Origin of the sequence: Skermanella aerolata KACC 11604, from assembly GCF_000936425.1 — a bacterium.
Classification (GTDB): Bacteria; Pseudomonadota; Alphaproteobacteria; order Azospirillales; family Azospirillaceae; genus Skermanella; species Skermanella aerolata.
Genome location: NZ_AVFK01000036.1, coordinates 35,888 through 57,924, shown reverse-complemented (window position 1 = coordinate 57,924; position 22,037 = coordinate 35,888). Strand labels below are relative to the sequence as shown.

Genomic DNA, 22,037 nt, shown 5'->3' with positions numbered 1-22,037 from the left:
GTTGCGTATATGGTGACCTCGATTGCACCAGAACGTCACTCGTAGGTTGGGCCGTGGCCCAACGACTCCGATCTTACAGCGGCACCTCGTTCGACTTCGCCACATCGCCATACCAGTAGTAGCTGGCCTTCGGCCGGCGCTGCATGGTTTCCCTGTCGACCTGGACCAGACCGAAATGCTGGGTGTAGCCGAAACCCCATTCGAAGTTGTCGAGTAGGGTCCAGACGAAATAGCCCTTCAGGTTGGCGCCGTCCTTGATCGCGCGGTGACAGGCGAGCAGGTGGTCGCGGATGTAGAAGATCCTGCCGCCGTCCTCGGCCTTGCCGGTCGGGCCGACCCAGTCGCCGTACGATGCGCCGTTCTCGGTCACGTAGACGGGGATGTTGCCGTAGTTGTCGCGGAAGTCGATGAGCTGTTCGTACAGGCCCTCGGGCTCGACCGGCCAGCCCATGTCGGTGTACTTGGTCCCCTCGGGCGAGGGGCCGAAATTGGTGCCGAATAGCCCGCCGGGATCGGTCACCTGATGCATGCGGCTATAATAGTTGAGCCCCAGGAAATCTATGGGCTGGCGAATCGCCTCCATATCGCCTTGCTTGATCAGCGGCTTGAAGTCGGCGATCAGACTGTCGGGGTATTGTCCCTTGAACAGCGGGTCCAGGCACGACCTGTTCCACACCGCATCCCACTGTGCCGCCGCATGGCGGTTCGCGTCGTTGCCGGGAGACGGCTTGACCGGCTGGACGCTCAGCACGGTACCAAGCTTCCAATCCTTGGCTCCCACAGCCCGAAGTGCCGACAGCGCCCGCCCCTGGGCAAGGTTCTGGTGGTGGATCGCGGCACAAAAGTTCTCGCGCCCCCGAAGATCGGGAGCGTGGCCGCCGACGCCATGGCCGAAGATCGCGACGACCGAAGGCTCGTTCAGCATCACCCAGTTCTTGGCGCGGTCGCCAAGCCGGCCGGCAACGATCAGCGCGTAATCGGCGAACCAGTCCGCGATGTCGCGGTTGGTCCAGCCGCCGCGATCCTGAAGCGCCTGCGGCAGGTCCCAGTGATAGAGGCAGGGCCAAGGCTCGATGCCCCGGCGCAGCAGCGCATCGACCAGACGGTCGTAAAAGTCCAACCCCTTGGCATTCGCCGGCCCGGATCCGGTCGGCTGGATTCTCGGCCATGCGATAGAGAACCGGTAGGCCTTCAATCCGGCATCGGCCATCAGCGCGACGTCTTCAAGGTAACGGTTGTAATGGTCCGCTGCGACATCGCCGGTATCGTTGTTGAGCACCTTGCCGGGCGTATGGCTCAGCGTGTCCCAGATGCTCGGCCCCCGGCCGTCGGCCGTGGCGGCGCCTTCGATCTGGTAGGACGACGTCGACGTACCCCAGAGGAAGCCATCGGGAAACTGGGCGGGCTGCTGGGCGATTGCGGGGGATGCCAGCGATCCGACACCGGCCGCAACCCCGCCGCCGATCAGCGCGGTCGCGGCGGCGGCGCCTCCCAGGAACTCGCGGCGGCCGATCGATTGGGCTCCCTGCTCATTCGCGATCATTGCTTGATTGGCTCCCGTATCGTTCCATTGTTTCATTGACGCAGTGCACACTATCCCGCATTTTGCGGGGCAGCATTTTTGACCCGGCCCGGATTTAGTATACGGAGTTCCTTATGACCAGCGTTGCCGTCCAGCTCGATTCTCCCACAGCCGTCCATCCGGTCCTCGACGGCCTGCTGCCGCTCTGCGCCGAAGCGCTGCCTGCGGCGGAACGGCTGCTCGAAGCCGCACGGACCTCCGTGCTGGCGATCGTGGCCCCTGCCGGAGGCAAGATCGACGCCGATCTGCTGGAAGCGAACCAGACCGCCGCCCATGGTTATGCCTGGATGGCGACATATGTCGAGGGCCTTCGGCAGATCCTGGGCTGGGCCAACCGGCTGGAAGCGTCCGGCGAACTGACCGAGCTTGAAAGCCTGATCCTTCAGGCCGCGTTCGGTGAATATCTGGCGCAGATGACCGGCGGCATTCCGCTCAGCCAGGTCGAGATCGTCCGTCCGGGCGATTTGGGCATTCCGGCGGAGGCTCTGACAGCCTACCGCACCCCGGCGGTGACGGCGCTGATCGACCGGGGCGCTTCCGCTCCCGTGCGTCTGCGGATTGCGGAACTTGTCTCCGACCATCACAATTTCGGCAAGCTGGCCCTGGAAGACGAGACGCTGGACATGGTCCGCGACCAGTTCAGCCGGTTCGCGCAGGACGTGGTCGTGCCGAATGCCCACGAGTGGCACATGCGCGACGTGCTGATCCCGCTGGAAGTGGTCGAGCAGATGGCCGAGCTGGGCGTGTTCGGCCTGACCGTGCCGGAGGAGTTCGGCGGCCTGGGCATGGGCAAGACGTCGATGTGCGTCGTGTCGGAAGTGCTGAGCCAGGCCTATATCGGCGTCGGCTCGCTCGGCACCCGGTCGGAGATCGCGGCGGAACTGATCCGGCTGGGCGGCACGCAGGAGCAGAAGGAGAAGTGGCTGCCCCTGCTGGCCAGCGGCGAGATCCTGCCGACCGCCGTCTTCACCGAACCCAACACCGGCTCCGACCTGGGATCGCTGCGCACCCGCGCCGTCCGCGACGGCGACGTCTATAAGGTGACCGGCAACAAGACCTGGATTACCCACGCGTCGCGCAGCGACCTGATGACGCTCCTGGTCCGGACCGATCCGACCACGACCGACTACCGCGGCCTGTCGATGCTACTGGCGGAAAAGCCGCGCGGCACCGTGGAAGAGCCGTTCCCCGCTCCCGGCATGACCGGCGGCGAGATCGAAGTGCTGGGATATCGCGGCATGAAGGAATACGAGATCGGATTCGACGGGTTCGAGGTCCCGGTCGCCAACCTGCTCGGCGGCGTCGAGGGCCAGGGCTTCAAGCAGCTGATGGAAACCTTCGAGAGCGCCCGCATCCAGACGGCGGCGCGCGCAACCGGCGTCGCTCAGAACGCGCTGGAGCTGGGGCTGAAATACGCCCAGGACCGCGTTCAGTTCGGCAAGGCGCTGATCAACTTCCCGCGCGTCGCCGCCAAGATCGGCTGGATGGCTGTGGAAACCATGTTGGTCCGCCAGTTGACCTATTTCGCCGCGCGCGAGAAGGACGAGGATCGGCGCTGCGACATCGAAGCCGGAATGGCGAAGCTGCTGGCAGCGCGCGTGGCATGGTCGAACGCCGACAACGCGCTCCAGATCCACGGCGGCAACGGCTACGCCACCGAGTACCAGATCAGCCGCGTGATGTGCGACGCTCGTATTCTCAGCGTCTTCGAGGGTGCGGCGGAGATCCAGGCGCAGGTGATCGCGCGTGGGCTGCTCGGGCGGCGTAACTAAGCGCCGCTTCTCCGTCATCGCTGGCCGGCAACGGCCCTGACTTCGATACGGCGGCATACTATATCCAGGGGATGAGCGGATTTTTCACCAGTCTCCTGGTTGTGGCGATGCTCGCCGTACTCGGCGCGCTTTTCCTCGGTTTGTTCGCCATGGTACGTGGCGGCGAGTTCAACGCGAAATACGGCAACCGGCTGATGCGGCTGCGCGTTATCCTTCAGGGAGTGGCGCTGGTCATGTTCCTGCTGGCCATGATCGCCTCTTCCGCATGAACTGAAGTTTTAACGTACACGACAGGAGACGGCATCCCATGGTGCAGTTGACGCGGATCTACACCAGGGGCGGCGACAAGGGGCAAACCTCGCTGGGTGACGGCCGGCGCGTTCCTAAACACGACTTGCGCGTGGCATCCTACGGGACGGTCGACGAGGTCAACAGCATCCTCGGGCTGGTCCGTCTGTCCACGGCGGACACTCCCGATATCGACGCGATGCTGTCGCGCATCCAGAACGACCTGTTCGATCTCGGCGCCGACCTGTGTACGCCCGAGCAGGAGAACCCGCAGTACCCGCCGCTCCGCATCGTCGAGGCCCAGGTGGACCGCCTGGAGCACGAAATCGACGTGATGAATGCCGAGCTGTCGCCGCTGAAGAGCTTCGTGCTGCCCGGTGGCACGCCTGCAGCGGCGCACCTGCATCTGGCTCGCACGGTATCGCGCCGTGCCGAACGCCTGATGACCGAACTGGCGGAGCACGAGCCGGTCGGCACGCCCGCGTTGAAGTACATCAACCGGCTGTCCGACCACCTGTTCGTGCTCGGCCGCTATGTCAACGACAAGGGTGCGCTGGACGTACTCTGGGTGCCCGGCGCCAACCGCTGAGTCTCTCACGAGGGCCGGATGCCGCAGGCTGTTCAGGCCTTCGGCCATGCCTTCAGATTGACACGGTTGATGCCAAATCCTATGTTTCGCCACCGCTCGCGGTGTATTTTGTGCACCGCGGTCATGTCCGCTCGAGGACATGCACCACTGTCGTGCACCGATTAGCTAAGGATTTGCAATGAAAGTCCTCGTCCCGGTTAAGCGGGTGGTCGACTACAACGTGAAGATCCGCGTCAAAGCGGACGGCTCGGGAGTCGAGACTGCCAACGTTAAGATGTCGATGAACCCGTTCGACGAAATCGCGGTCGAAGAAGCGGTTCGCCTGAAGGAAGCCAAGACAGCCACCGAAGTGGTCGCCGTCAGCCTCGGCGTGCAGGCCGCGCAGGAGACCCTGCGCACGGCGCTCGCCATGGGCGCCGATCGCGCCATCCACGTCGTGACCGACGCCGAACTCCAGCCGCTGGCCGTCGCCAAGCTGCTCAAGGCCATCGTCGACAAGGAACAGCCGCAGCTCGTCATCATGGGCAAGCAGGCGATCGACGACGACGCCAACCAGACCGGCCAGATGCTCGCGGCCCTGCTGGGCTGGTCCCAGGGTACCTTCGCCTCCAAGGTCGTGCCCGCCGCCGAAGCGGTGACGGTGACCCGCGAAGTCGACGGCGGCCTGGAGACGATCGAGCTGAAGCTGCCCGCCGTCGTGACGACCGACCTGCGCCTCAACGAGCCGCGCTACGCTTCGCTGCCCAACATCATGAAGGCGAAGAAGAAGCCGATCGACAGCATGTCGCCGGCCGATCTCGGCGTCGATCCCGCCCCTCGCCTGAAGACCCTGAAGGTCGCCGAGCCGCCCAAGCGCTCTGCCGGCATCAAGGTCAAGACGGTGCAGGAACTGGTCGACAAGCTGAAGAACGAAGCCAAGGTGATCTGATATGAGCGTCCTCGTCATCGCCGAACACGCCGATGGTGCCGTCAAGCCCGCGACCCTGACCACGGTCGGCGCCGCCGCCAAGCTGGGCGGCGACCTTCATGTCCTGGTCGTCGGCTCCGACGTTCAGGCCGCCGCCCAGGCCGCCGCGAAGATCGCGGGCGTGTCCAAGGTGCTGACGGCCGACGCCGCCCAGTATGCCCATGGACTGGCCGAGAACGTGGCGCCGCTGATCGTCGAGCTGGCCAAGGGCTATAGCCATGTGCTGGCGCCGGCAACCAGCTTCGGCAAGAACGTGCTGCCCCGCGTGGCGGCCCTGCTGGACGTGGCGCAGCTTTCGGAGATCGTCGCCGTCCATGACGCCGACACCTTCGACCGGCCGATCTATGCCGGCAACGCCATCGCGACCGTGCAGTCGTCCGATCCGGTCAAGATCATCACCGTCCGCGGCACCGCCTTCGATCCGGCAGCGGCCGAGGGCGGCAGTGCCGCGATCGAATCAGCCACGGCCGGCGCCGACGCGGGCCTGTCCAAGTTCGTCGGGCAGGAACTGTCGAAGTCGGAACGCCCCGAGCTGACCAGCGCCCGCACCATCGTTTCCGGTGGCCGGGGCATGCAGTCCGGTGAAAACTTCCACATGCTGGAATCCCTTGCCGACAAGCTGGGAGCCGCCGTCGGCGCCTCGCGTGCGGCGGTGGACGCCGGCTATGTGCCGAACGATTATCAGGTCGGTCAGACCGGAAAGATCGTTGCTCCCGAGCTCTACATCGCGGTCGGCATCTCAGGCGCCATCCAGCACCTGGCCGGGATGAAGGACTCCAAGGTCATTGTGGCCATCAATAAAGACGAGGAAGCGCCAATATTCCAGGTCGCCGATTACGGCCTCGTGGGTGACCTGTTCAAGGTCATTCCCGAGCTGACGGAGGAACTGGACAAGGTGCGATAATCGCTTCCTCCAACGTCGCCGCAAGGAATTTCAATGATTCAGAAAATCGGTGTCATCGGGGCCGGGCAGATGGGGAGCGGTATCGCTCACGTCTGTGCAGTATCCGGCTACGAGGTCAAACTGTCCGACATCAGTGCCGATGCGCTGGCCAAGGCGGTGAGCAATATCGAGCGGAACCTGGAGCGTCAGGTTTCCAAGGGTAAGATTTCCGCCGAGGACAAGCACGCGGCCCTGGAACGGATCACCACGGGCACCGACCTTGCGATGTTTGGGGATAGCGACCTCGTCATCGAAGCGGCGACGGAAGCCGAGGAGACCAAGCGGGAGATATTCAAGCGGCTGGTTCCGCATTTGAGCCCGACCGCCTTGATCGCCAGCAACACGTCGTCGATCTCGATCACGCGGCTCGCCGCCGTGACCGACCGGCCGGCCAAGTTCATCGGCATGCACTTCATGAACCCGGTGCCGGTGATGCAGCTCGTCGAGCTGATTCGCGGCATCGCGACCGACGAGGAAACCTACTCGACGGTCAAGGAGCTGACGGTCAAGCTGGGCAAGAAAGCCGCCGTCGCGGAAGACTTCCCGGCCTTCATCGTCAACCGCATCCTGCTGCCAATGATCAACGAGGCCGTCTACACCCTCTACGAGGGCGTCGGCTCGGTAGATGCGATCGACACGGCGCTGAAGCTGGGCGCCAACCATCCGATGGGGCCGCTGGAATTGGCGGACTTCATCGGCCTGGATACCTGTCTGGCGATCATGCACGTGCTGTATGACGGGCTGGCGGACAGCAAGTACCGCCCCTGCCCGTTGCTGGTGAAATACGTCGAAGCCGGCTGGGTCGGCCGCAAGGCCGGGCGTGGTTTTTACGACTACAGCAAGCCGGTTCCGGTACCGACGCGCTGATACGCTCCGGATCGCCGAACGGCATCGAAAAGGGCTCGCTGCGGCGAGCCCTTTTTGCTTTTGCCGGGCGTGGATCTATTTCCGTCCGGGAGCACCACTGGACAGGAGAATCCCCGTGTCGTTCTGCGACGACGAGAAGGCAACGATCTGGGACGAGTACCGAGACGCCGTCAACATGACACCAAAGGAGGTCGAGCGCTGGCTCGAGACCGACGAAAGCAAAGGGGTCGGCTGGACCCATGACGGCGAGGACGAATCGGTCGGCCACCAGTCCGGACGACGGATCGTCGAGATCGGGCACAAGCGCAAGGGCGACCTGTCGGATGACGATTATCAGCATATGCGCAAGGTAATCGCCTATGTCCACCGCCACTGTGCCCAAAGCCCCGGCCACGACATCGAAAGCTCCCGCTGGCGCTACAGCCTCATGAACTGGGGCCACGATCCATTGAAGAAGTGAGCGGAGAGCTGGTCACCCCATACAGCAAGATCACCCGCTCGTTTTCATCATCGCGGGCGGACGCACGCCGCCGTCGATGAAGTGCTCAAGCAGCTTCACGGCTTCCTCGCTGTTCCACTCGGCATCGCCTTCCAGCCGGCCAACCTCATAGCCTTCGCGGTCGATCAGCATGGTGGTCGGCAGGCCGCGCGGCTTGAAGGCGCTCATGGCGGTGCTCTGCGGGTCCAGGTACATGGCAAGGTTCCGGACGCCCAGCTTGGCCAGGAACGGCTCCACCACATTGCGGCCGCCCCGGTCCAGCGACAGCGCCACGACCTCGAAACCCTCTCCACCCAGACGCGCCTGGAGGGCGTCGAGCGACGGCATCTCCTTCACGCAGGGCGCGCACCATGTCGCCCACAGGTTCAGCAGAACGACCTTACCCTTGAAGTCGGCCAGTTCGATCCGTTCGCCATCCTTGCCGACGAAGCTGAGGGCAGGCGCCGGTTGTGGCGCATCCGCCGGCTTGAACTTCTGCATGCTGCCCTCGATGGGCGGACGGGCCGCATTGGCCTGCCCCGCGTCCGACGCGAACCACCATCCGGTCGCACAGACGATACCGAGCATTGCGGCGGCGGTGAAATTACGCATACTGACCACCTTTTTCATATCCCGTCCCACGCTCTTCCCCTTGGCCTCCAATAAACTGCATCCCATGACCGAAAAAGACACGCCCAAATCCACCAGCGCCGATTCGAATCCCGGTTCGAACCGGGGAGCCGCCAACCAGCTCTGGGGCGGACGTTTCGCCAGCGGCCCGTCCTCGATCATGGAACGCATCAACGTCTCGATCGGCTTCGACAAGCGTCTGGCGGCCCAGGACATCGCGGGATCCAAGGCCCATGCCACCATGCTGGCTAACCAAGGCATCATCCAGGCCTCCGACGCCGAAAAGATCGTCGAGGGCCTCGACCGCATAGCGCAGGAGATTGCCGCCGGCAGCTTCACCTTCAAGACCGAACTTGAAGACATCCACATGAACGTGGAGGCCCGGCTGGCCGAGCTGATCGGCGAACCGGCCGGACGGCTGCACACCGCGCGCTCGCGGAACGACCAGGTGGCGACCGACTTCCGCCTTTGGGTGCGCGACGCCCTGGACCGGCTGGAAGCGGGCCTGACCGACCTCCAGTCCGCCATGATCGATCTGGCCGAGCGTCACACCGACACAGTCATGCCCGGCTTCACCCATCTTCAGACGGCGCAGCCGGTGACCTTCGGTCACCATCTGCTGGCCTATGTGGAAATGCTGGGTCGCGACCGGGGCCGCATGCGCGACGCCCGCGCCCGACTGAACGAATGCCCGCTGGGGTCCGCCGCCCTCGCCGGCACCTCGTTCCCGATCGACCGCCATGCGGTGGCGCAGGCGCTGGGCTTCGACCGCCCGACCGCCAATTCGCTCGACGCCGTGTCGGACCGCGACTTCGCGTTGGAATACCTCGGCGCCGCCGCGATCTGCGCCGTCCACCTTTCGCGGCTGGCCGAAGAGATCGTGGTCTGGTGCAGCGACGCCTTCCGCTTCATCCGCCTGACCGACGCCTTCACCACCGGCAGCTCGATCATGCCGCAGAAGAAAAACCCCGACGCGGCGGAACTGGTGCGCGCCAAGTCCGGCCGGGTAATCGGCTCCCTCAACGGTTTGCTGATCGTCATGAAGGGCCTGCCGCTTGCCTATTCCAAGGACATGCAGGAAGACAAGGAGCCGGTGTTCGAGACCGACGACACGCTCGGCCTCTGCATCGCCGCGATGGCCGGCATGGTCCGCGACCTGACGCCGGACGCCGCCCGCATGCGCGCCGCGACCGAAGCCGGCTTCATCACCGCGACCGACCTCGCCGACTGGCTGGTCCGGGTGCTCGGACTTCCCTTCCGGCAGGCGCACCACGTCACCGGCCGGATCGTCAAGCTGGCCGAAGACCGCAACGCCAAACTGGCCGAACTCAGCCTTGCCGACCTTCAGTCGGTCGAACCCCGCATCAACCAGGCCGTGTTCGACGTGCTGACCGTCGACGCCTCCGTCGCCAGCCGCACCAGCTTCGGCGGGACCGCGCCCGAGACGGTACGGGCAGCGGTTTCCTCAGCTCGGGAGCGCTTCCTGTGATCAGCAGCCTTACCCTCCGCATTGCAGCTGCCCTTCTCGCGACCGTCGCCCTCGCCGGCTGCGGCAAGAAGCCCGGCTTCGTCGAGCCGCCCCAGGGCCGCGCCGCCGACCGCTTTCCCGGCACTTACCCCAACCCGGCGCTCGACCCGCAACCTCAACGACAGGCGCCACCGGCAACGACGGCGCCCGCCCCAACGCAGGCACAACCCGGCACGCCATGACCTCACCCTACTTCACATACCAAGACGGCGTGCTGCATGCCGAAGGCGTCGCCCTGCCTGATTTGGCGGCGACGGTCGGCACCCCGTTCTACTGCTATTCCACAGCGGCGCTGGAGGCGAACTACCGCGCCTTCGCCGATGCTTTCGAAGGCTCCGACACTGGCATCTGCTACGCACTGAAGGCCAACTCCAATCTTGCGGTCATCCGCACGCTGGCGAAGCTCGGAGCCGGCGCCGACGTGGTGTCGGAGGGCGAGATGCGCCGGGCGCTGGCCGGCGGTATCCCGGCTGATCGAATCGTGTTTTCCGGCGTCGGCAAGACGCGGGAAGAGATGCGCTCGGCGCTGGAATCCGGCATCTTCCAGCTCAACGTCGAGTCCATCCCCGAACTGGAAGCCCTCAGCCAGGTCGCGTCCTCGCTCGACCGGACCGCCGCCATCGCGATCCGGGTCAATCCCGACGTGGATGCCAAGACGCACGCCAAGATCGCGACCGGCAAGAAGGAGAACAAGTTCGGCATCGACATCGACCACGCGCGCCAGACCTACGCCCGCGCCGCCGCTCTCCCCGGCATCAAGCCCGTCGCTGTAGCGGTCCATATCGGATCGCAGCTCACCAGCCTGGAACCCTTCCGCGCCGCCTTCGAGCGGGTGGTGGAACTGGTCCATGCCCTGCGTGAGGACGGTCACGACATCCAGCGCCTCGACCTCGGCGGCGGCCTTGGCATCCTGTACCGGGACGAGGACGTGCCGTCGCTCGATGCCTATGCCGGCATGGTCAGGAGCATCACCGGCAATCTCGGCTGCCACGTGACGCTGGAGCCGGGCCGGGCGCTGGTCGGCAACGCGGGCATCCTGGTGTCGAAGGTGATCTACCGCAAGACCGGCGTCCATCGGGAGTTCCTGATCGTCGATGCCGCGATGAACGATCTGATCCGCCCCTCGCTTTACGATGCATGGCACACTATCCTTCCTGTGGCCGAGGAAGACCAGGACGCACCCCGGACCCGGATCGACGTGGTCGGGCCGGTGTGCGAATCCGGTGATACCTTCGCGGTGCAGCGGGTCTTGCCACATTTGGACCAAGATGATCTGGTGGCATTCCTGTCGGCCGGTGCGTACGGAGCGGTGATGTCATCGACGTACAACACCCGGCCCCTGGTCCCTGAAGTTCTGGTTTCGGGGTCCGACCACGCGGTCGTCCGGCGACGGCCCACCGTGGAGGAAATGCTGGCGGCGGAACAGGTGCCGGCGTGGCTGGAAAAGTAAGGGCGCTGCCTAAAGCTCCCTGACACGCCACACCGGCCGCACATGACAGGGGAAGCGGGATGAACGGGACCGACGAGCCGCGCTTCAGATTGGGACTGGCCCGCGGCGCACTGGCCTGGGAACAGATCTGGCCCGCTTTCTGGCCAGCGGTCGGAGTCCTGGGCCTGTTCATAGCCCTGGCCCTGTTCAACGTGCTGCCATCGCTGGGCGGCTGGCTGCACGCGCTGGTGCTTCTCCTGTTCGCCGCCGCCTTCGGCGCCGCCGTCCGTTACGGCATCAAGCGGATACGACTGCCCGACGGTGCCGCGGCGCTTCGCCGGCTGGAGCGCGACAGCGGGCTGACCCACCGCCCGCTGGCTGCCGTCCGCGACACAATGGCGGGCGGCTCCGATCCGGCGACCGCCGAACTGTGGAAGCTGTACCAGGAGCAGGCGCGCCAAAGGATGCGGGACCTGAAGGTCCGGCTTCCGCATCCCAACCTGGCGGCCCGCGACCCCTGGGCCCTGCGTGCCGCCGTCGGGCTCATCCTGTTCGTCGCGGCATTCGGCACCAGGGGCGACTGGGGTCCGCGCATAGCCGCCGCCTTCACTCCCCACCTGGACGGCTCCGCCCAGGCCGTCGACGCCGTCCTGGACGTCTGGGTGACGCCGCCCGACTACACCGGCCTTCCCCCGATCTTCCTGCGCAGCGGCCCGCCGGCCGCGCAAGCCGCGACGAACGGCGAGCCCGCCGAAGCGCCTCAAGCGATCCCCATCCCGACGGGAAGCGTCCTTCTCGCCCGCGTCAGCGGCGGGTCGGGTGCGCCGGCGCTTATGGCCAACGGCACGTCGGCCGCCTTCGAACGGGTCGATCAGGTCAGCTATCAGATCACCCAGCCGGTAACCAGGGGAGGCACGATCTCGGTCGAGCAGAGCGGCAGGGCGCTGGGCTCCTGGCCGGTCACCGTGGTCCCGGACACCGCCCCCATCATCGCGCTGCCGGCGCCGCCATCCGCCGGCGAGCGCGGCGCGTTGCGGCTGGAATACGAGGCCCGCGACGACTACGGCATCGTTGCGGTCACCGGCACGGTCCGGCTGAGCGGCGACGTCGCCGAACCAGGCATCGACAGGATGCCGGTCGAACTCCAGCTGCCGCTGCCCGGCGTGCGCCCCAAGACCGCGCGGAGCACCAGCTTCCATGATTTGACGCCGCATCCCTGGGCCGGTCTGCTGGTAACGCTGCGTCTGTCGGCGACCGATGGCGCCGGGCAGACCGGAATGACCGAGGACGTGGCGCTCGTCCTGCCGGAGCGGGAGTTCCAGAATCCCGTCGCCCGAGCCATCATCGAGGAACGCAAGAAGCTGACGCTCCGGCCCCAGACCGGACGCGAGGATGCCGCACGCAGTCTTGGCATCATCTCGGCCCGCCCCTACCAGTTCCACGACGACATCGTCGTGTTCCTGTCGCTCCGTTCCGCCGTGGCGCGGCTGTATCTGGACGAAACGCCGGACGCCGTGCCGGCGGTCCAGAAGCTCCTGTGGGACACCGCCCTTCGCGTGGAGGACGGCGAGTTGTCGCTGGCCGAACGGAACCTGCGCGACGCCGAGCAGCGCCTGACCGACGCGCTTAACCGCGACGCACCAGACCAGGAAGTCCAGAAGCTGATGGACGAGTTGCAGCAGGCGCTGAACGAGTTCCTGGACGCCATGGAAGAGCAGATGCGCCAAGCCATGGAACGCGGCGAGCAGCCGCCGCAGATCCCGCCGGAGATGATGGGCCAGACGATGGACCGTCAGGATATCCAGAAGATGCTGGACCAGATGCGCCAGATGGCAGAAACGGGGTCCCGCGACGCCGCTAAGCAGATGCTTTCCCAGTTGCAGCAGATGCTGGAGAACCTGCGCAACGGCAACATGGCCCAGATGCAGCAGAACCAACAGAACCAAGCCGGCCAGATGATGCAGAAGATGCAGGATCTGGCAGAGCGTCAGCGCGAGTTGCTGGACCAGAGCTTCCGCGAATCCCAACAGGGCGAGCAAGGGCAACAGGGACAGCAAGGCCAGCAGGGGCAACAGGGACAGCAGGGACAGCAGGGACAGCAGGGCCAGATGCCCGGTCGCCAGCGCGGGCAGCAGGGCCAGGGGCAGCAGAGCCAGCGTGGGCAACAGGGGCAGCAAGGACAGGGCCAGCAGGGTCAGCAAGGCCAAGGTTCCAGTGCCGCCCAGCAGGAGGCGCTGCGGCGGGAACTGGGCGAAGTCATGCGCCAGCTCGGAGAAATGGGCGGTGAGATCCCCCGTCCGCTCGGCCGCGCGGAACGAGCCATGAGGGAGGCCGGGCAGGCGCTTCAGCAGGGCCAGCCCGGTGCGGCGGTTCCGCCGCAGACCCAGGCACTGGACGAGCTTCAGCAAGGCCTGCAATCCATGGCCGAGCAGATGGCGCAACAGATGATGATGGGCCAGCAACAGGGCCAGATGCCGGGACAGCCGCAGATGCAGCAGTCCAACCGCGGACGCGATCCGCTGGGCCGGTCCCTGCCCAGCGTCGGGCAGAGCGACAACAACGATGTGCGCATCCCGGAGCAGTCCGACCTTCAGCGTGCCCGCGAGATCCTGGATGAACTGCGCCGCCGCGCCGGCGACTTCAACCGGCCGCAGCTTGAATTGGACTATATCGACCGGCTGCTGCGCCGGTTCTGAGCCGAAGCGGACGGCTCAGCGCTCCAGCGCCGCCCGGGCGGCGGCGCCGAGCTCCTTGAGGCTGAAGGGCTTGGCGATCACCCCATGGATCAAGGCATCCAGGTTGCGAGCCCGCTTATGTTCTGCCGGGTAGCCGGTTATCAATAGGATGCGCAGGTCGGGCTGGCGGCTGCTGGCGCTCAGCGCCAGCGCGATGCCGTCCAGCACGGGCATGACGATATCGGCGACCAGCAGGTCGAACCGCTCCAGTTCAAGCGCCTGCAAAGCCTGCTGCCCGTCCTCCACGTCCACGACGGAAAAACCGGCATGCGTCAGCGACCGGGTGACGAAGGTACGGACCGCCACGTCGTCCTCGGCGACAAGGACGCGTGGGACGGTGGGTGATTCGGATGCTGCCATCATCGAATTGTGCTCGCGAGCGCGGAAAGGAAAAACCTGCTCCCGCCAGTAAGCCGGACGCCGGGCCGCCGGTCCATGACGCCGCCGAAGGTCCGCTTTCCGCAGCGGGGGTAGTTCAGCCGCCGTGTGCGGGCTGGAACGTGATGGCGATTTCGGAGATCACGCCAGCGGGTTCCCGCATCTGACTGACGAAGGTCGCGATCTCGCCCGGAAGCAGCGTCTCATGCGACGCCGTGAACGTCCAGTCGCCGAGCGGTGCCTTGTCCGGACCGAGCGACACGGCGCGCAGCGGCGGCACCGGGCGCTCGCGGTCGGAGACGTTGACGACCTGTCCCTCGATCACGAGGACGGTGATCCCGTCCTCGACCCGCTTCTCCGACCGGACATGCTGCAACTGAAGTCCGGCGCCCAGGGCGTCGACCGGTAGCCCGACGGTTTCGAACAGACGCGCCGCCGGCGGCCAGAGTTCGACGATATCCTGACGCATGAAGACGCCGCCGACCAGCAGAAGGAGTGCCGCGGCCACGGCCGATATGACGAGCGGCTTCTTGGACGCCTTCGGCTTGTCCTGCTTGCGGATGGCAGGCAAGTTCGATCCGGGCGGGATCGGCTTGACCTCTTCCGGCGGAGGGGTGAAATCCAGGTCCACCGATTTCGGCATATCGGCCGGTGGACGCTGCATCCAGGTATGACCGCATTTGACGCAACGAACCACCCGCCCGTCCCTGCCAAGATTGGAGGGTTCGACCGAATAGCGGGTAGAGCAGGTCGGGCAGGTGAGGATCATAAATGGCGTGAATAATTCGTGGATTCGTAGGATGTCTTATAGAAACTAAGGAGGTATTAAGCAAGTCGGGGGCTTGTCGATGCTCCTAAAGCGCCGTGAAATCAACGGCCGCACCACTGTTGTAGACGCCCTCGGGGGTGGCGTGCGATGCTGCGCGCCGACTCAGGTTACCGAGGTCAGAGAATTTGATTCGTTTCGAGAATGTCGGCATGCGCTACGGCACGGGGCCGGAAGTGCTGCGCGATGTCAGCTTCACATTGGAACCGGGGACGTTCCATTTCCTGACCGGCGCCAGCGGCGCCGGCAAGTCTTCGCTGCTTCGCCTCATGTACCTTGCCCATCGGCCGTCGCGCGGCCTCATCACCATGTTCGGTCATGACGTGGCATCGCTGAAACGGGCCGAGCTGCCGCCATTGCGCCGGCGGATCGGCGTGGTGTTCCAAGACTTCCAACTGCTCGACCACCTGTCGGCCCTGGACAATGTAGCCTTGCCCCTGCGCGTCGCCGGCGCCAAGGAAGGTCAGGTCCGCGAGCACGTCGCCGAACTGCTGAGCTGGGTCGGCCTTGGCGATCACCTGAACGACAAGCCGGCCACGCTGTCCGGAGGACAGCAGCAGCGGGTCGCCATCGCCCGCGCCGTGATCACGCGTCCCAGCCTCCTGCTGGCCGACGAGCCCACGGGCAACGTCGACGACCGGATCGGCATGCGGCTGCTTCACCTGTTCGAGGAACTGAACAAGCTCGGCACGACGATCGTGATCGCGACCCATAACGAAATGATGATCGAGCGATTCGGCTATGCGCGCATGGTCCTGGACAAGGGCATGCTCCAGCACCTGCCACGGAACGCTACCGCAACCCGGATCGCCTGATGTTCCGTACCCACTACGATCTGCCGCTGCAACGTGACGTTACTGGCCGCTTCCTTCCCTGGATCATCGCGCTGATGGTCTATCTGGCGATCCTGGCGCTCGCCGGGTCCATGGTCCTGTCCGGCATGGCGCAACGTTGGGACAGGGGATTGGCCGGCACTTTGACGATCCAGGTCCCGCCCCTGCCCGATGGCCAACCGAGCCTGGACGCCCGTGTCGAGTCCGCCCTGGGAGTGCTGCGCGCGACCCCCGGCATATCCAGGGCGGAACCCTTGAAGTCCGAACAGATGGCCGGACTTCTGGAACCCTGGCTGGGCGACGGCGCTCTCAGCGCCGGCTTGCCGGTGCCGGCGCTGATCGACGTGACAATGTCCGGCGGCAGGATCGACGTACGCGGCTTGGCCCAGCGCCTGAAGGCGGCGGTGCCCGGCGCCGAGGTGGACGACCATGCCGCATGGCTGAAGGACGTGCTGACGATCGCGCGGGCGGTCGAGACGGTGGCCCTGGGCGTGGTGGCCCTGGTCGGCGGCGCCGCCGTCGCCACGGTCATCTTCGTATCGCGCGCCGGCCTTGCCATCCATGGCGCGGTCGTCGAACTGCTTCACGTCATGGGTGCGCCGGACCGCTATGTCGCCCGCCAGTTCCAAAGCCACGTGCTGGGGCTGGCCGTACGTGGCGGGATTGCCGGTACGGTGCTGGCCGCGGCGACACTGTTCGGTCTGACGCGCGCGAGCGGCGAGTTTTCGGCCGGACTGATGCCGGACATGAGCCTGACTCCGTTGCAGTTCCTGTCCCTCGCCGGCGTCCCGCTGATCGCGGCCTTGCTGGCGGCGGTTACGGCACGTCTGACCGTCATGCGCGCCTTGGCGCGGCTGCCGTGATTCTGGTGCAGCGCGTGGCGCGCGTGCTGCTGCCGCCGGTGATCCTGGCCGGTCTGGCGCTGGCGGCATGGTTGACGGGCCTGATCTGGTTCGCCCAGACCATCCCGCGTGAGGAGGGTTGGGCCGACCGGGCGACCGATGCCATCGTCGTCCTGACCGGCGGCAGCGACCGGATCGCTACCGGTGTCCAGTTATTGTCCGAAGGATTGGGACGCACGCTGTTCGTTTCAGGCGTACACCAGGGCGTCGAACTACGGGAAATGCTGCGGGCATCCCGGCTGGAGCCCAGCACGCTGGAATGCTGCATCGTTCTGGGCTATCAAGCTGGCGACACCGTGGGCAACGCCGCGGAAACGGCGGCCTGGATGCGCAGCCGGCATTATTCTTCGTTGCGTCTGGTGACGTCCAACTACCACATGCGCAGAAGCCTGCTGGAGTTCAGCATAGCCCTGCCGGAGGCGGACGTGGTGCCGCATCCCGTAGCACCCAACGCCGTCAGGCTGGCCGACTGGTGGCGCTGGCCGGGAACGCTGGCCCTGATCGTAAACGAATACAACAAATACCTGTTCGCCCTGGCGCGGTACACGCTGCGGGGCTGAACGCCGCTTCCAGCAGGAATTTCGATCCCATGCCCAAGCCGCCCCGCTCCAGAGACCCGTCGGGCCGTCCGCCTGCGGAACCGCGCCCGCCGTCGGATAGCCGCCCGGACAAGACACGGCCGGATAAGGCACGACCAGATAAGGCACGGCCGGAGAGATCCCGTCCGGAAAGGGTGCGGCCGGAGCGTTCGCCGGGAGCTTCCTCCGGATCCCGCGCCGAGGCTGCCGGCCGGACCGAGCCGGGCACGCGTTCCGGCCCCCGACCCTCTTCAGGCTCGAACAGGGCATCCGCGCCCCGGACGCCTTCGACGGATTCGACGCCCGCCGCCAAGGGGCCGCGTTCATCGAGCAGGCCGCCGGGCAAGGGCCAGCGCCCGGCGGCAAGAGCGCCTCGGCTCCGCCGCGATGAGCCGCAGTTGATGGATCGTCCACCGGAGCCGGCACCCAAGATGCTGCGTATCACCGGCCTTCCCGCCGTCGCCGCGCTGTTCGAGCGGAACGGGCGGCTGGTGGAACGGCTGTTCTTCGACGAACGGAACGCGGCAGCCGTCGCGGGCTTCTGCAAGGAGTTGGGCAAGGCTCGCAAGCCGTACCGTCAGGTCGATGCGGACGAACTCGCGCGGGTAGCGGGCACCGTGCTCCATGGCGGCGTCGTCGCCGTGACGGGGCTCCGCCCGATCATGAACTTCGACCCGGCGGAAGCGAAGCGCTGGGCGGCGGAGGGAAAGCCCCTGCTGCTGCTGGATGGGATCGGCAATCCGCACAACCTGGGCGCCATCGTCCGGACGGCGGCCTTCTTCGGCCTCGATCGCATCGTCATTTCCGACCATCCCTCGCAGGCCGGGCCGTCGGAAGCCAGCTACCGCGTTGCCGAGGGCGGCATGGAGCATGTCCGGCTCTACAAGGCGACCGGTTTTCCCAAGGTACTCCAGCAGTTGAAGTCCAGCTACAAGGTGCTCGGGACGGCGCTTGGCCGGGGAGAACCCCTGGACCGGATGTCATCGGACGGCCGCCCCGTCGCGATCGTGCTCGGCAACGAGGAGGAGGGCTTGGGCGCCGCTACCCTGCATGCCTGCGAAGGCGTCGCGACCTTGACCGGCTCCGGGCGAGTGCAGTCGCTCAACGTCGCGGCGACGGCCGCCATCCTCATCCACGAACTGACGCGAACGGCGCGACGGTAGGCCGCGTCTTCCGACGGCGCCGGCCCCCGCGACCTCCACACGCAAAGCCATTTGGCAGGCCGCACTGGAATCCGCCGCGAGAACCCGCTAGAAACACCCTCCGGCACTCGCTGCCCGCTCGATATCCTTGCCCCCGGAACCCATGACCGCCGCCCGTTCGCTCCTCTTCAATATCGCGTTCTTCACTTGGACGACGGTGTGCTGCTTCGGCCTGCTATGGATGCTGCTGCTTCCGCGTCGGCAGATGGTGCACGTGGTGGAATGGTACATGAGCACCATCCACTTCCTGGAGCGCACGATCCTGGGCCTCGACTATGAGGTAAGGGGGCAGGAGAACCTGCCGCGTGAAGGGTCCTACGTGCTGGCGGCAAAGCACCAGTCCGCCTGGGAAACCATGAAGCTCCACCTGCTGCTCGATGACCCCGCCGTCATACTGAAGCGGGAACTGCTGTGGGTGCCGATCTGGGGCTGGTATGCAGCCAAGGCCAAGATGATCTCGGTCGATCGTGGTGCCCGGGGCCGCGCCATCGCCTCGATGGTGGAGGGAGCCCGGAGCGTCAAGGCGGAAGGCCGGCCCATCGTGATCTTTCCGCAGGGAACACGGACGGCTGTCGGGCGTTATCTCCCTTATCGGGTAGGGGTCGCCGTCCTGTATAAGGAACTGAACATCCCTATCGTACCGATGGCTCTCAACTCAGGCATCTATTGGGGACGGCGCAGCTTCCGGAAGCATGCAGGCCGGATCGTCGTCGAGTTCCTACCGCCGATCCAGCCAGGGTTGAGCCGCGATGCCGTCATGGCGGAGCTGGAATCCAGGCTGGAGGCTGCAAGCGACCGCTTGGTTGTGGAAGCCGGTGGACCGCCCACGGTCAAGCCGTCGAGGCCGCTGCCCAATGGAGCGCCCGCCGCCGTGCCTTAGGTTTGTTTAGCCTGTGGAAAACTCTGTGGATCTACGCGCCTCTTTTCCGCCGGTCCATATGTCCAAGGGAAGACAAACCCGTCCTTCCAGCATAAGGCGCAAGTGCGCCTCTTTTTGGAACAAATCATGAACTATAGCTTGTCGATCGAATGATCCGCTGGCCGTAAAGTTCATCTTGCCAATCGTCAAAATCTCGGAAACTCTTGTTTTTGCGTGTATTCGACGATTTGGTCTTCTCAGGATCGAACGCCAGACGGGAGAGCGGAATGACGACCGTAGCAGCCATATCCCAGCAGATATGGGATATGAAATACCGGTTGAAGATGCTCGACGGTCAGCCTGTGGACAAAACCGTCAGCGACACCTGGACGCGTGTCGCCAAGGCGCTTGCCGAGGTCGAGACCAACCCAGCCGACTGGACGCGTCGATTCGCCCAGGCACTGTCCAATTTCGAGTTCCTACCGGCGGGCCGCATCATTGCCGGGGCCGGTACGGGACGCACGGTGACCCTGTTCAACTGCTTCGTCATGGGGACGATCCCGGACGACATGGGCGGCATCTTCTCCAACCTGCGGGAAGCGGCGCTGACCATGCAGCAGGGTGGCGGCATCGGCTATGACTTCTCGACGCTCCGGCCCAAGGGATCTCCGGTGCTGGGCGTCGGAGCGGACGCTTCCGGCCCGTTGTCCTTCATGGATGTCTGGGACGCGATGTGCCGCACCATCATGAGCGCCGGCCACCGCAGGGGCGCCATGATGGCGACGCTGCGCTGCGACCACCCCGATATCGAAGCGTTCATCGAGGCCAAACGGGAGGCCGGCAGGCTGCGCATGTTCAACCTGTCGGTCCTAGTGACCGACGCGTTCATGACGGCGGTTCGCCAGGACGATGCATGGCCTCTGGTCTTCAATGGCAGCGTCTTCAAAACAGTCCCGGCGCGTGATCTGTGGGACCGCATCATGCGGGCCACATATGCCTATGCCGAACCCGGCGTAATCTTCATCGACCGGATCAACCAGCAGAACAATCTGTGGTACACGGAAAGCATTTCTGCAACTAATCCATGTGGAGAGCAACCGCTGCCTCCCTATGGCGCCTGCCTGCTGGGATCGATCAATCTGGCGGCGCTGGTACGCGACCCGTTCACCGAACAGGCGCGGCTGGATATGGACAGGCTGGCGGAACTGGTGCCGGTCGCCATCCGGATGATGGACAATGTCGTCGATGCATCGCGCTTTCCCCTGCCCGAACAGCAGGCGGAAGCGAAGGCCAAGCGGCGCATCGGACTGGGCGTCACCGGTCTAGCCGATGCTCTGATCCTGTGCCGGGCACGTTATGGCAGCGAACAGGCGGTTTCGCTGACAGAGCAGTGGCTGGCGGCGCTGCGCCGTCATGCCTATCTGGCTTCGACCGGATTGGCGGCTGAAAAAGGCGCCTTCCCGCTGTTCGACTCGGAGAAATTCGTGGAGGGCGCCAATGTCCGTACGCTGGACGCCGATGTCCGCGAAGCCATCGCGAAGCACGGCATCCGCAACGCGCTCCTGACGTCGATAGCTCCTACCGGAACGATTTCGCTGTTCGCCGACAACATCTCCTCCGGCATCGAACCTGTTTTCGCCTACAGCTACGACCGGACAGTGCTGATGCCGGACGGATCCCGACGGCAGGAGGAAGTATCCGATCACGCCTATCGCCTGTTCCGGCAGAAGTTCGGTGAGGACGCTCCCCTGCCCGAATATTTCGTGGATGTGCAGACACTGACGCCGGCCGCCCACGTGGTCATGCAGGCCGTGGCCCAAAGGTATATCGACAGCAGCATCTCCAAGACGATCAACTGTCCGGAGGACCTGTCCTTCGAAGCTTTCAAGGACGTCTACGTCCAGGCATACGATCTGGGCTGCAAGGGATGCACGACATACCGCCCCAATGACATCACCGGTTCGGTCCTGGCGGTCAAGAAGACCGAGCCCAAGGCCGAACCGAAGCCCCGCACGCCCGCTCCCGCGCCCAGCCAAATGCAGGAAGCGGGCGCCATAGTCTATATGACGCAGCCCCTGGACAGGCCGGAGGTTTTGCCCGGGCAGACTTACAAGCTGCGCTGGCCGGAAAGCGACCATGCGCTCTACATCACCCTGAACGACATCATCCAGGACGGACGGCGCCGGCCGTTCGAAGTGTTCATCAACTCCAAGAACATGGAGCATTACGCCTGGACGGTGGCTCTGACCCGCATGATCAGCGCCGTCTTCCGGCGGGGCGGCGATATCGCCTTCGTGGTCGAGGAATTGAAGGCGGTGTTCGATCCGCGCGGCGGTCAGTGGATGGGCGGGCGCTACGTGCCATCCCTTCTTGCCGCCATCGGCGAGGTGATCGAGCGGCACATGATCGAGATCGGCTTCCTGCCGGAACACAAGAGCCATGCCGGGTACATGACCGGGGACTCAAAGGAGAGCGCCCGCCAGCGGGTCAACTCCAAGCCGTCGACCGAGGAAGATCCCGGCGACGTATCCCCTCCCGTTCGCCTGCGTCAATGCCCGCAATGCGGACAGCCCGGCCTGCTACGCCAGGAAGGCTGCGACCTCTGCGCGAACTGCGGTTATTCGAAGTGCTCTTAAGCCTTCGGGTAGATA

Annotated in this window: 21 protein-coding genes and 1 pseudogene; 17 read left to right on the top strand and 5 right to left on the bottom strand. The window is 65.3% G+C overall.

From position 1 onward, the window contains the following. Positions 1-73: 73 nt before the first annotated feature. Positions 74-1,543 (bottom strand): GH1 family beta-glucosidase, encoded by a 1,470-nt coding sequence (locus N826_RS30115; RefSeq protein ID WP_044435061.1) that lies wholly within the window; start codon positions 1,541-1,543, stop codon positions 74-76. Between the two features lie 113 nt (positions 1,544-1,656). On the opposite strand from N826_RS30115, the gene N826_RS30110 reads away from it, so the two are divergent. The 7 genes from N826_RS30110 to N826_RS30080 all read left to right on the top strand — a co-directional run bounded on the left by N826_RS30110 (position 1,657) and on the right by N826_RS30080 (position 7,468). Continuing rightward, positions 1,657-3,354: an acyl-CoA dehydrogenase family protein gene (locus N826_RS30110; RefSeq protein WP_044435059.1), complete on the top strand. Its 1,698-nt coding sequence runs from the start codon at positions 1,657-1,659 to the stop codon at positions 3,352-3,354. Between the two features lie 71 nt (positions 3,355-3,425). Further along, the gene (locus N826_RS30105) at positions 3,426-3,623 is read left to right on the top strand and encodes a twin transmembrane helix small protein (RefSeq protein WP_044435057.1); all 198 of its coding nucleotides are present in this window, start codon (positions 3,426-3,428) and stop codon (positions 3,621-3,623) included. A 38-nt stretch (positions 3,624-3,661) separates the two neighbouring features. Next, positions 3,662-4,231 (top strand): cob(I)yrinic acid a,c-diamide adenosyltransferase, encoded by a 570-nt coding sequence (locus tag N826_RS30100; RefSeq protein ID WP_044435055.1) that lies wholly within the window; start codon positions 3,662-3,664, stop codon positions 4,229-4,231. 178 nt (positions 4,232-4,409) lie between these two features. Beyond that, positions 4,410-5,159 carry an electron transfer flavoprotein subunit beta/FixA family protein gene (locus N826_RS30095; protein ID WP_044435053.1) on the top strand — a complete coding sequence of 250 codons (750 nt, stop codon included), beginning with the start codon at positions 4,410-4,412 and terminating at the stop codon, positions 5,157-5,159. Position 5,160: 1 nt separating this feature from the next. Next, the gene (locus N826_RS30090) at positions 5,161-6,102 is read left to right on the top strand and encodes an electron transfer flavoprotein subunit alpha/FixB family protein (RefSeq protein ID WP_044435052.1); all 942 of its coding nucleotides are present in this window, start codon (positions 5,161-5,163) and stop codon (positions 6,100-6,102) included. 33 nt (positions 6,103-6,135) lie between these two features. Continuing rightward, entirely contained in the window at positions 6,136-7,008 is an 873-nt protein-coding gene (locus tag N826_RS30085) for a 3-hydroxybutyryl-CoA dehydrogenase (RefSeq protein WP_373866647.1), read from the top strand. Positions 7,009-7,123: 115 nt separating this feature from the next. Further along, positions 7,124-7,468, top strand: coding sequence for a DUF3140 domain-containing protein (locus N826_RS30080; RefSeq protein ID WP_084721290.1), 345 nt, complete (start codon positions 7,124-7,126; stop codon positions 7,466-7,468). A 30-nt stretch (positions 7,469-7,498) separates the two neighbouring features. On the opposite strand, the gene N826_RS30075 is transcribed toward N826_RS30080, so the two are convergent. Further along, positions 7,499-8,098: a TlpA disulfide reductase family protein gene (locus N826_RS30075; protein WP_280178495.1), complete on the bottom strand. Its 600-nt coding sequence runs from the start codon at positions 8,096-8,098 to the stop codon at positions 7,499-7,501. Positions 8,099-8,162: 64 nt separating this feature from the next. On the opposite strand from N826_RS30075, the gene argH reads away from it, so the two are divergent. The 4 genes from argH to N826_RS30060 are packed head-to-tail and all read left to right on the top strand — an operon-like array spanning position 8,163 to position 13,769. After that, positions 8,163-9,605 (top strand): argininosuccinate lyase, encoded by a 1,443-nt coding sequence (argH, locus tag N826_RS30070; protein WP_044435050.1) that lies wholly within the window; start codon positions 8,163-8,165, stop codon positions 9,603-9,605. Next, positions 9,602-9,826, top strand: coding sequence for a hypothetical protein (locus N826_RS42115; RefSeq protein ID WP_147041089.1), 225 nt, complete (start codon positions 9,602-9,604; stop codon positions 9,824-9,826). The genes argH and N826_RS42115 overlap by 4 nt, the downstream gene beginning before the upstream one ends. After that, entirely contained in the window at positions 9,823-11,094 is a 1,272-nt protein-coding gene (gene lysA / locus N826_RS30065; protein ID WP_044435049.1) for a diaminopimelate decarboxylase, read from the top strand. Before N826_RS42115 ends, lysA begins: the two co-directional genes overlap by 4 nt. Positions 11,095-11,153: 59 nt before the next feature. Beyond that, positions 11,154-13,769 (top strand): TIGR02302 family protein, encoded by a 2,616-nt coding sequence (locus N826_RS30060; protein WP_044435048.1) that lies wholly within the window; start codon positions 11,154-11,156, stop codon positions 13,767-13,769. A 15-nt stretch (positions 13,770-13,784) separates the two neighbouring features. Here N826_RS30060 and N826_RS30055 read toward each other — a convergent pair whose 3' ends face one another. The 3 genes and pseudogenes from N826_RS30055 to N826_RS46020 form a co-directional block, all read right to left on the bottom strand. Next, on the bottom strand, positions 13,785-14,171 hold the full coding sequence (locus N826_RS30055) for a response regulator (RefSeq protein WP_211099420.1): 387 nt from the start codon (positions 14,169-14,171) through the stop codon (positions 13,785-13,787). A 112-nt stretch (positions 14,172-14,283) separates the two neighbouring features. Beyond that, positions 14,284-14,850 (bottom strand): hypothetical protein, encoded by a 567-nt coding sequence (locus N826_RS30050; RefSeq protein ID WP_373866648.1) that lies wholly within the window; start codon positions 14,848-14,850, stop codon positions 14,284-14,286. Between the two features lie 3 nt (positions 14,851-14,853). Further along, positions 14,854-14,955, bottom strand: a pseudogene (locus N826_RS46020) (MJ0042-type zinc finger domain-containing protein); the annotation flags it as partial. A gap of 185 nt (positions 14,956-15,140) precedes the next feature. Here N826_RS46020 and ftsE point away from each other — a divergent pair. From ftsE to N826_RS30020, 6 genes are all read left to right on the top strand, one after another. Continuing rightward, a complete protein-coding gene (ftsE, locus tag N826_RS30045) occupies positions 15,141-15,827 on the top strand; it encodes a cell division ATP-binding protein FtsE (protein WP_084721288.1) in 687 nt (228 codons plus the stop codon). Next, positions 15,827-16,708, top strand: a complete 882-nt coding sequence (locus N826_RS43515; protein WP_044435046.1) for a cell division protein FtsX — start codon at positions 15,827-15,829, stop codon at positions 16,706-16,708. The genes ftsE and N826_RS43515 overlap by 1 nt, the downstream gene beginning before the upstream one ends. Beyond that, entirely contained in the window at positions 16,705-17,307 is a 603-nt protein-coding gene (locus N826_RS43510) for a YdcF family protein (RefSeq protein WP_244619712.1), read from the top strand. Before N826_RS43515 ends, N826_RS43510 begins: the two co-directional genes overlap by 4 nt. Before the next feature lie 419 nt (positions 17,308-17,726). Continuing rightward, positions 17,727-18,488, top strand: a complete 762-nt coding sequence (locus N826_RS30030; protein ID WP_044435045.1) for a TrmH family RNA methyltransferase — start codon at positions 17,727-17,729, stop codon at positions 18,486-18,488. 142 nt (positions 18,489-18,630) lie between these two features. Beyond that, entirely contained in the window at positions 18,631-19,407 is a 777-nt protein-coding gene (locus tag N826_RS30025; RefSeq protein ID WP_044435044.1) for a lysophospholipid acyltransferase family protein, read from the top strand. 266 nt (positions 19,408-19,673) lie between these two features. Next, positions 19,674-22,022 carry an adenosylcobalamin-dependent ribonucleoside-diphosphate reductase gene (locus tag N826_RS30020; protein WP_044435043.1) on the top strand — a complete coding sequence of 783 codons (2,349 nt, stop codon included), beginning with the start codon at positions 19,674-19,676 and terminating at the stop codon, positions 22,020-22,022. The last annotated feature ends 15 nt before the right edge of the window (positions 22,023-22,037 follow it).

Excerpts from the sequence above, each read along its gene's own strand:
- N826_RS30115 (WP_044435061.1), bottom strand. The coding sequence starts at position 1,543 with ATGATCGCGAATGAGCAGGGAGCCCAATCGATCGGCCGCCGCGAGTTC.
- N826_RS30110 (WP_044435059.1), top strand. The coding sequence starts at position 1,657 with ATGACCAGCGTTGCCGTCCAGCTCGATTCTCCCACAGCCGTCCATCCG.
- N826_RS30105 (WP_044435057.1), top strand. The coding sequence starts at position 3,426 with ATGAGCGGATTTTTCACCAGTCTCCTGGTTGTGGCGATGCTCGCCGTA.
- N826_RS30100 (WP_044435055.1), top strand. The coding sequence starts at position 3,662 with ATGGTGCAGTTGACGCGGATCTACACCAGGGGCGGCGACAAGGGGCAA.
- N826_RS30095 (WP_044435053.1), top strand. The coding sequence starts at position 4,410 with ATGAAAGTCCTCGTCCCGGTTAAGCGGGTGGTCGACTACAACGTGAAG.
- N826_RS30090 (WP_044435052.1), top strand. The coding sequence starts at position 5,161 with ATGAGCGTCCTCGTCATCGCCGAACACGCCGATGGTGCCGTCAAGCCC.
- N826_RS30085 (WP_373866647.1), top strand. The coding sequence starts at position 6,136 with ATGATTCAGAAAATCGGTGTCATCGGGGCCGGGCAGATGGGGAGCGGT.
- N826_RS30075 (WP_280178495.1), bottom strand. The coding sequence starts at position 8,098 with ATGCGTAATTTCACCGCCGCCGCAATGCTCGGTATCGTCTGTGCGACC.
- argH (WP_044435050.1), top strand. The coding sequence starts at position 8,163 with ATGACCGAAAAAGACACGCCCAAATCCACCAGCGCCGATTCGAATCCC.
- lysA (WP_044435049.1), top strand. The coding sequence starts at position 9,823 with ATGACCTCACCCTACTTCACATACCAAGACGGCGTGCTGCATGCCGAA.
- N826_RS30060 (WP_044435048.1), top strand. The coding sequence starts at position 11,154 with ATGAACGGGACCGACGAGCCGCGCTTCAGATTGGGACTGGCCCGCGGC.
- N826_RS30055 (WP_211099420.1), bottom strand. The coding sequence starts at position 14,171 with ATGATGGCAGCATCCGAATCACCCACCGTCCCACGCGTCCTTGTCGCC.
- N826_RS30050 (WP_373866648.1), bottom strand. The coding sequence starts at position 14,850 with ATGCAGCGTCCACCGGCCGATATGCCGAAATCGGTGGACCTGGATTTC.
- N826_RS43515 (WP_044435046.1), top strand. The coding sequence starts at position 15,827 with ATGTTCCGTACCCACTACGATCTGCCGCTGCAACGTGACGTTACTGGC.
- N826_RS30030 (WP_044435045.1), top strand. The coding sequence starts at position 17,727 with ATGGATCGTCCACCGGAGCCGGCACCCAAGATGCTGCGTATCACCGGC.
- N826_RS30025 (WP_044435044.1), top strand. The coding sequence starts at position 18,631 with ATGACCGCCGCCCGTTCGCTCCTCTTCAATATCGCGTTCTTCACTTGG.
- N826_RS30020 (WP_044435043.1), top strand. The coding sequence starts at position 19,674 with ATGACGACCGTAGCAGCCATATCCCAGCAGATATGGGATATGAAATAC.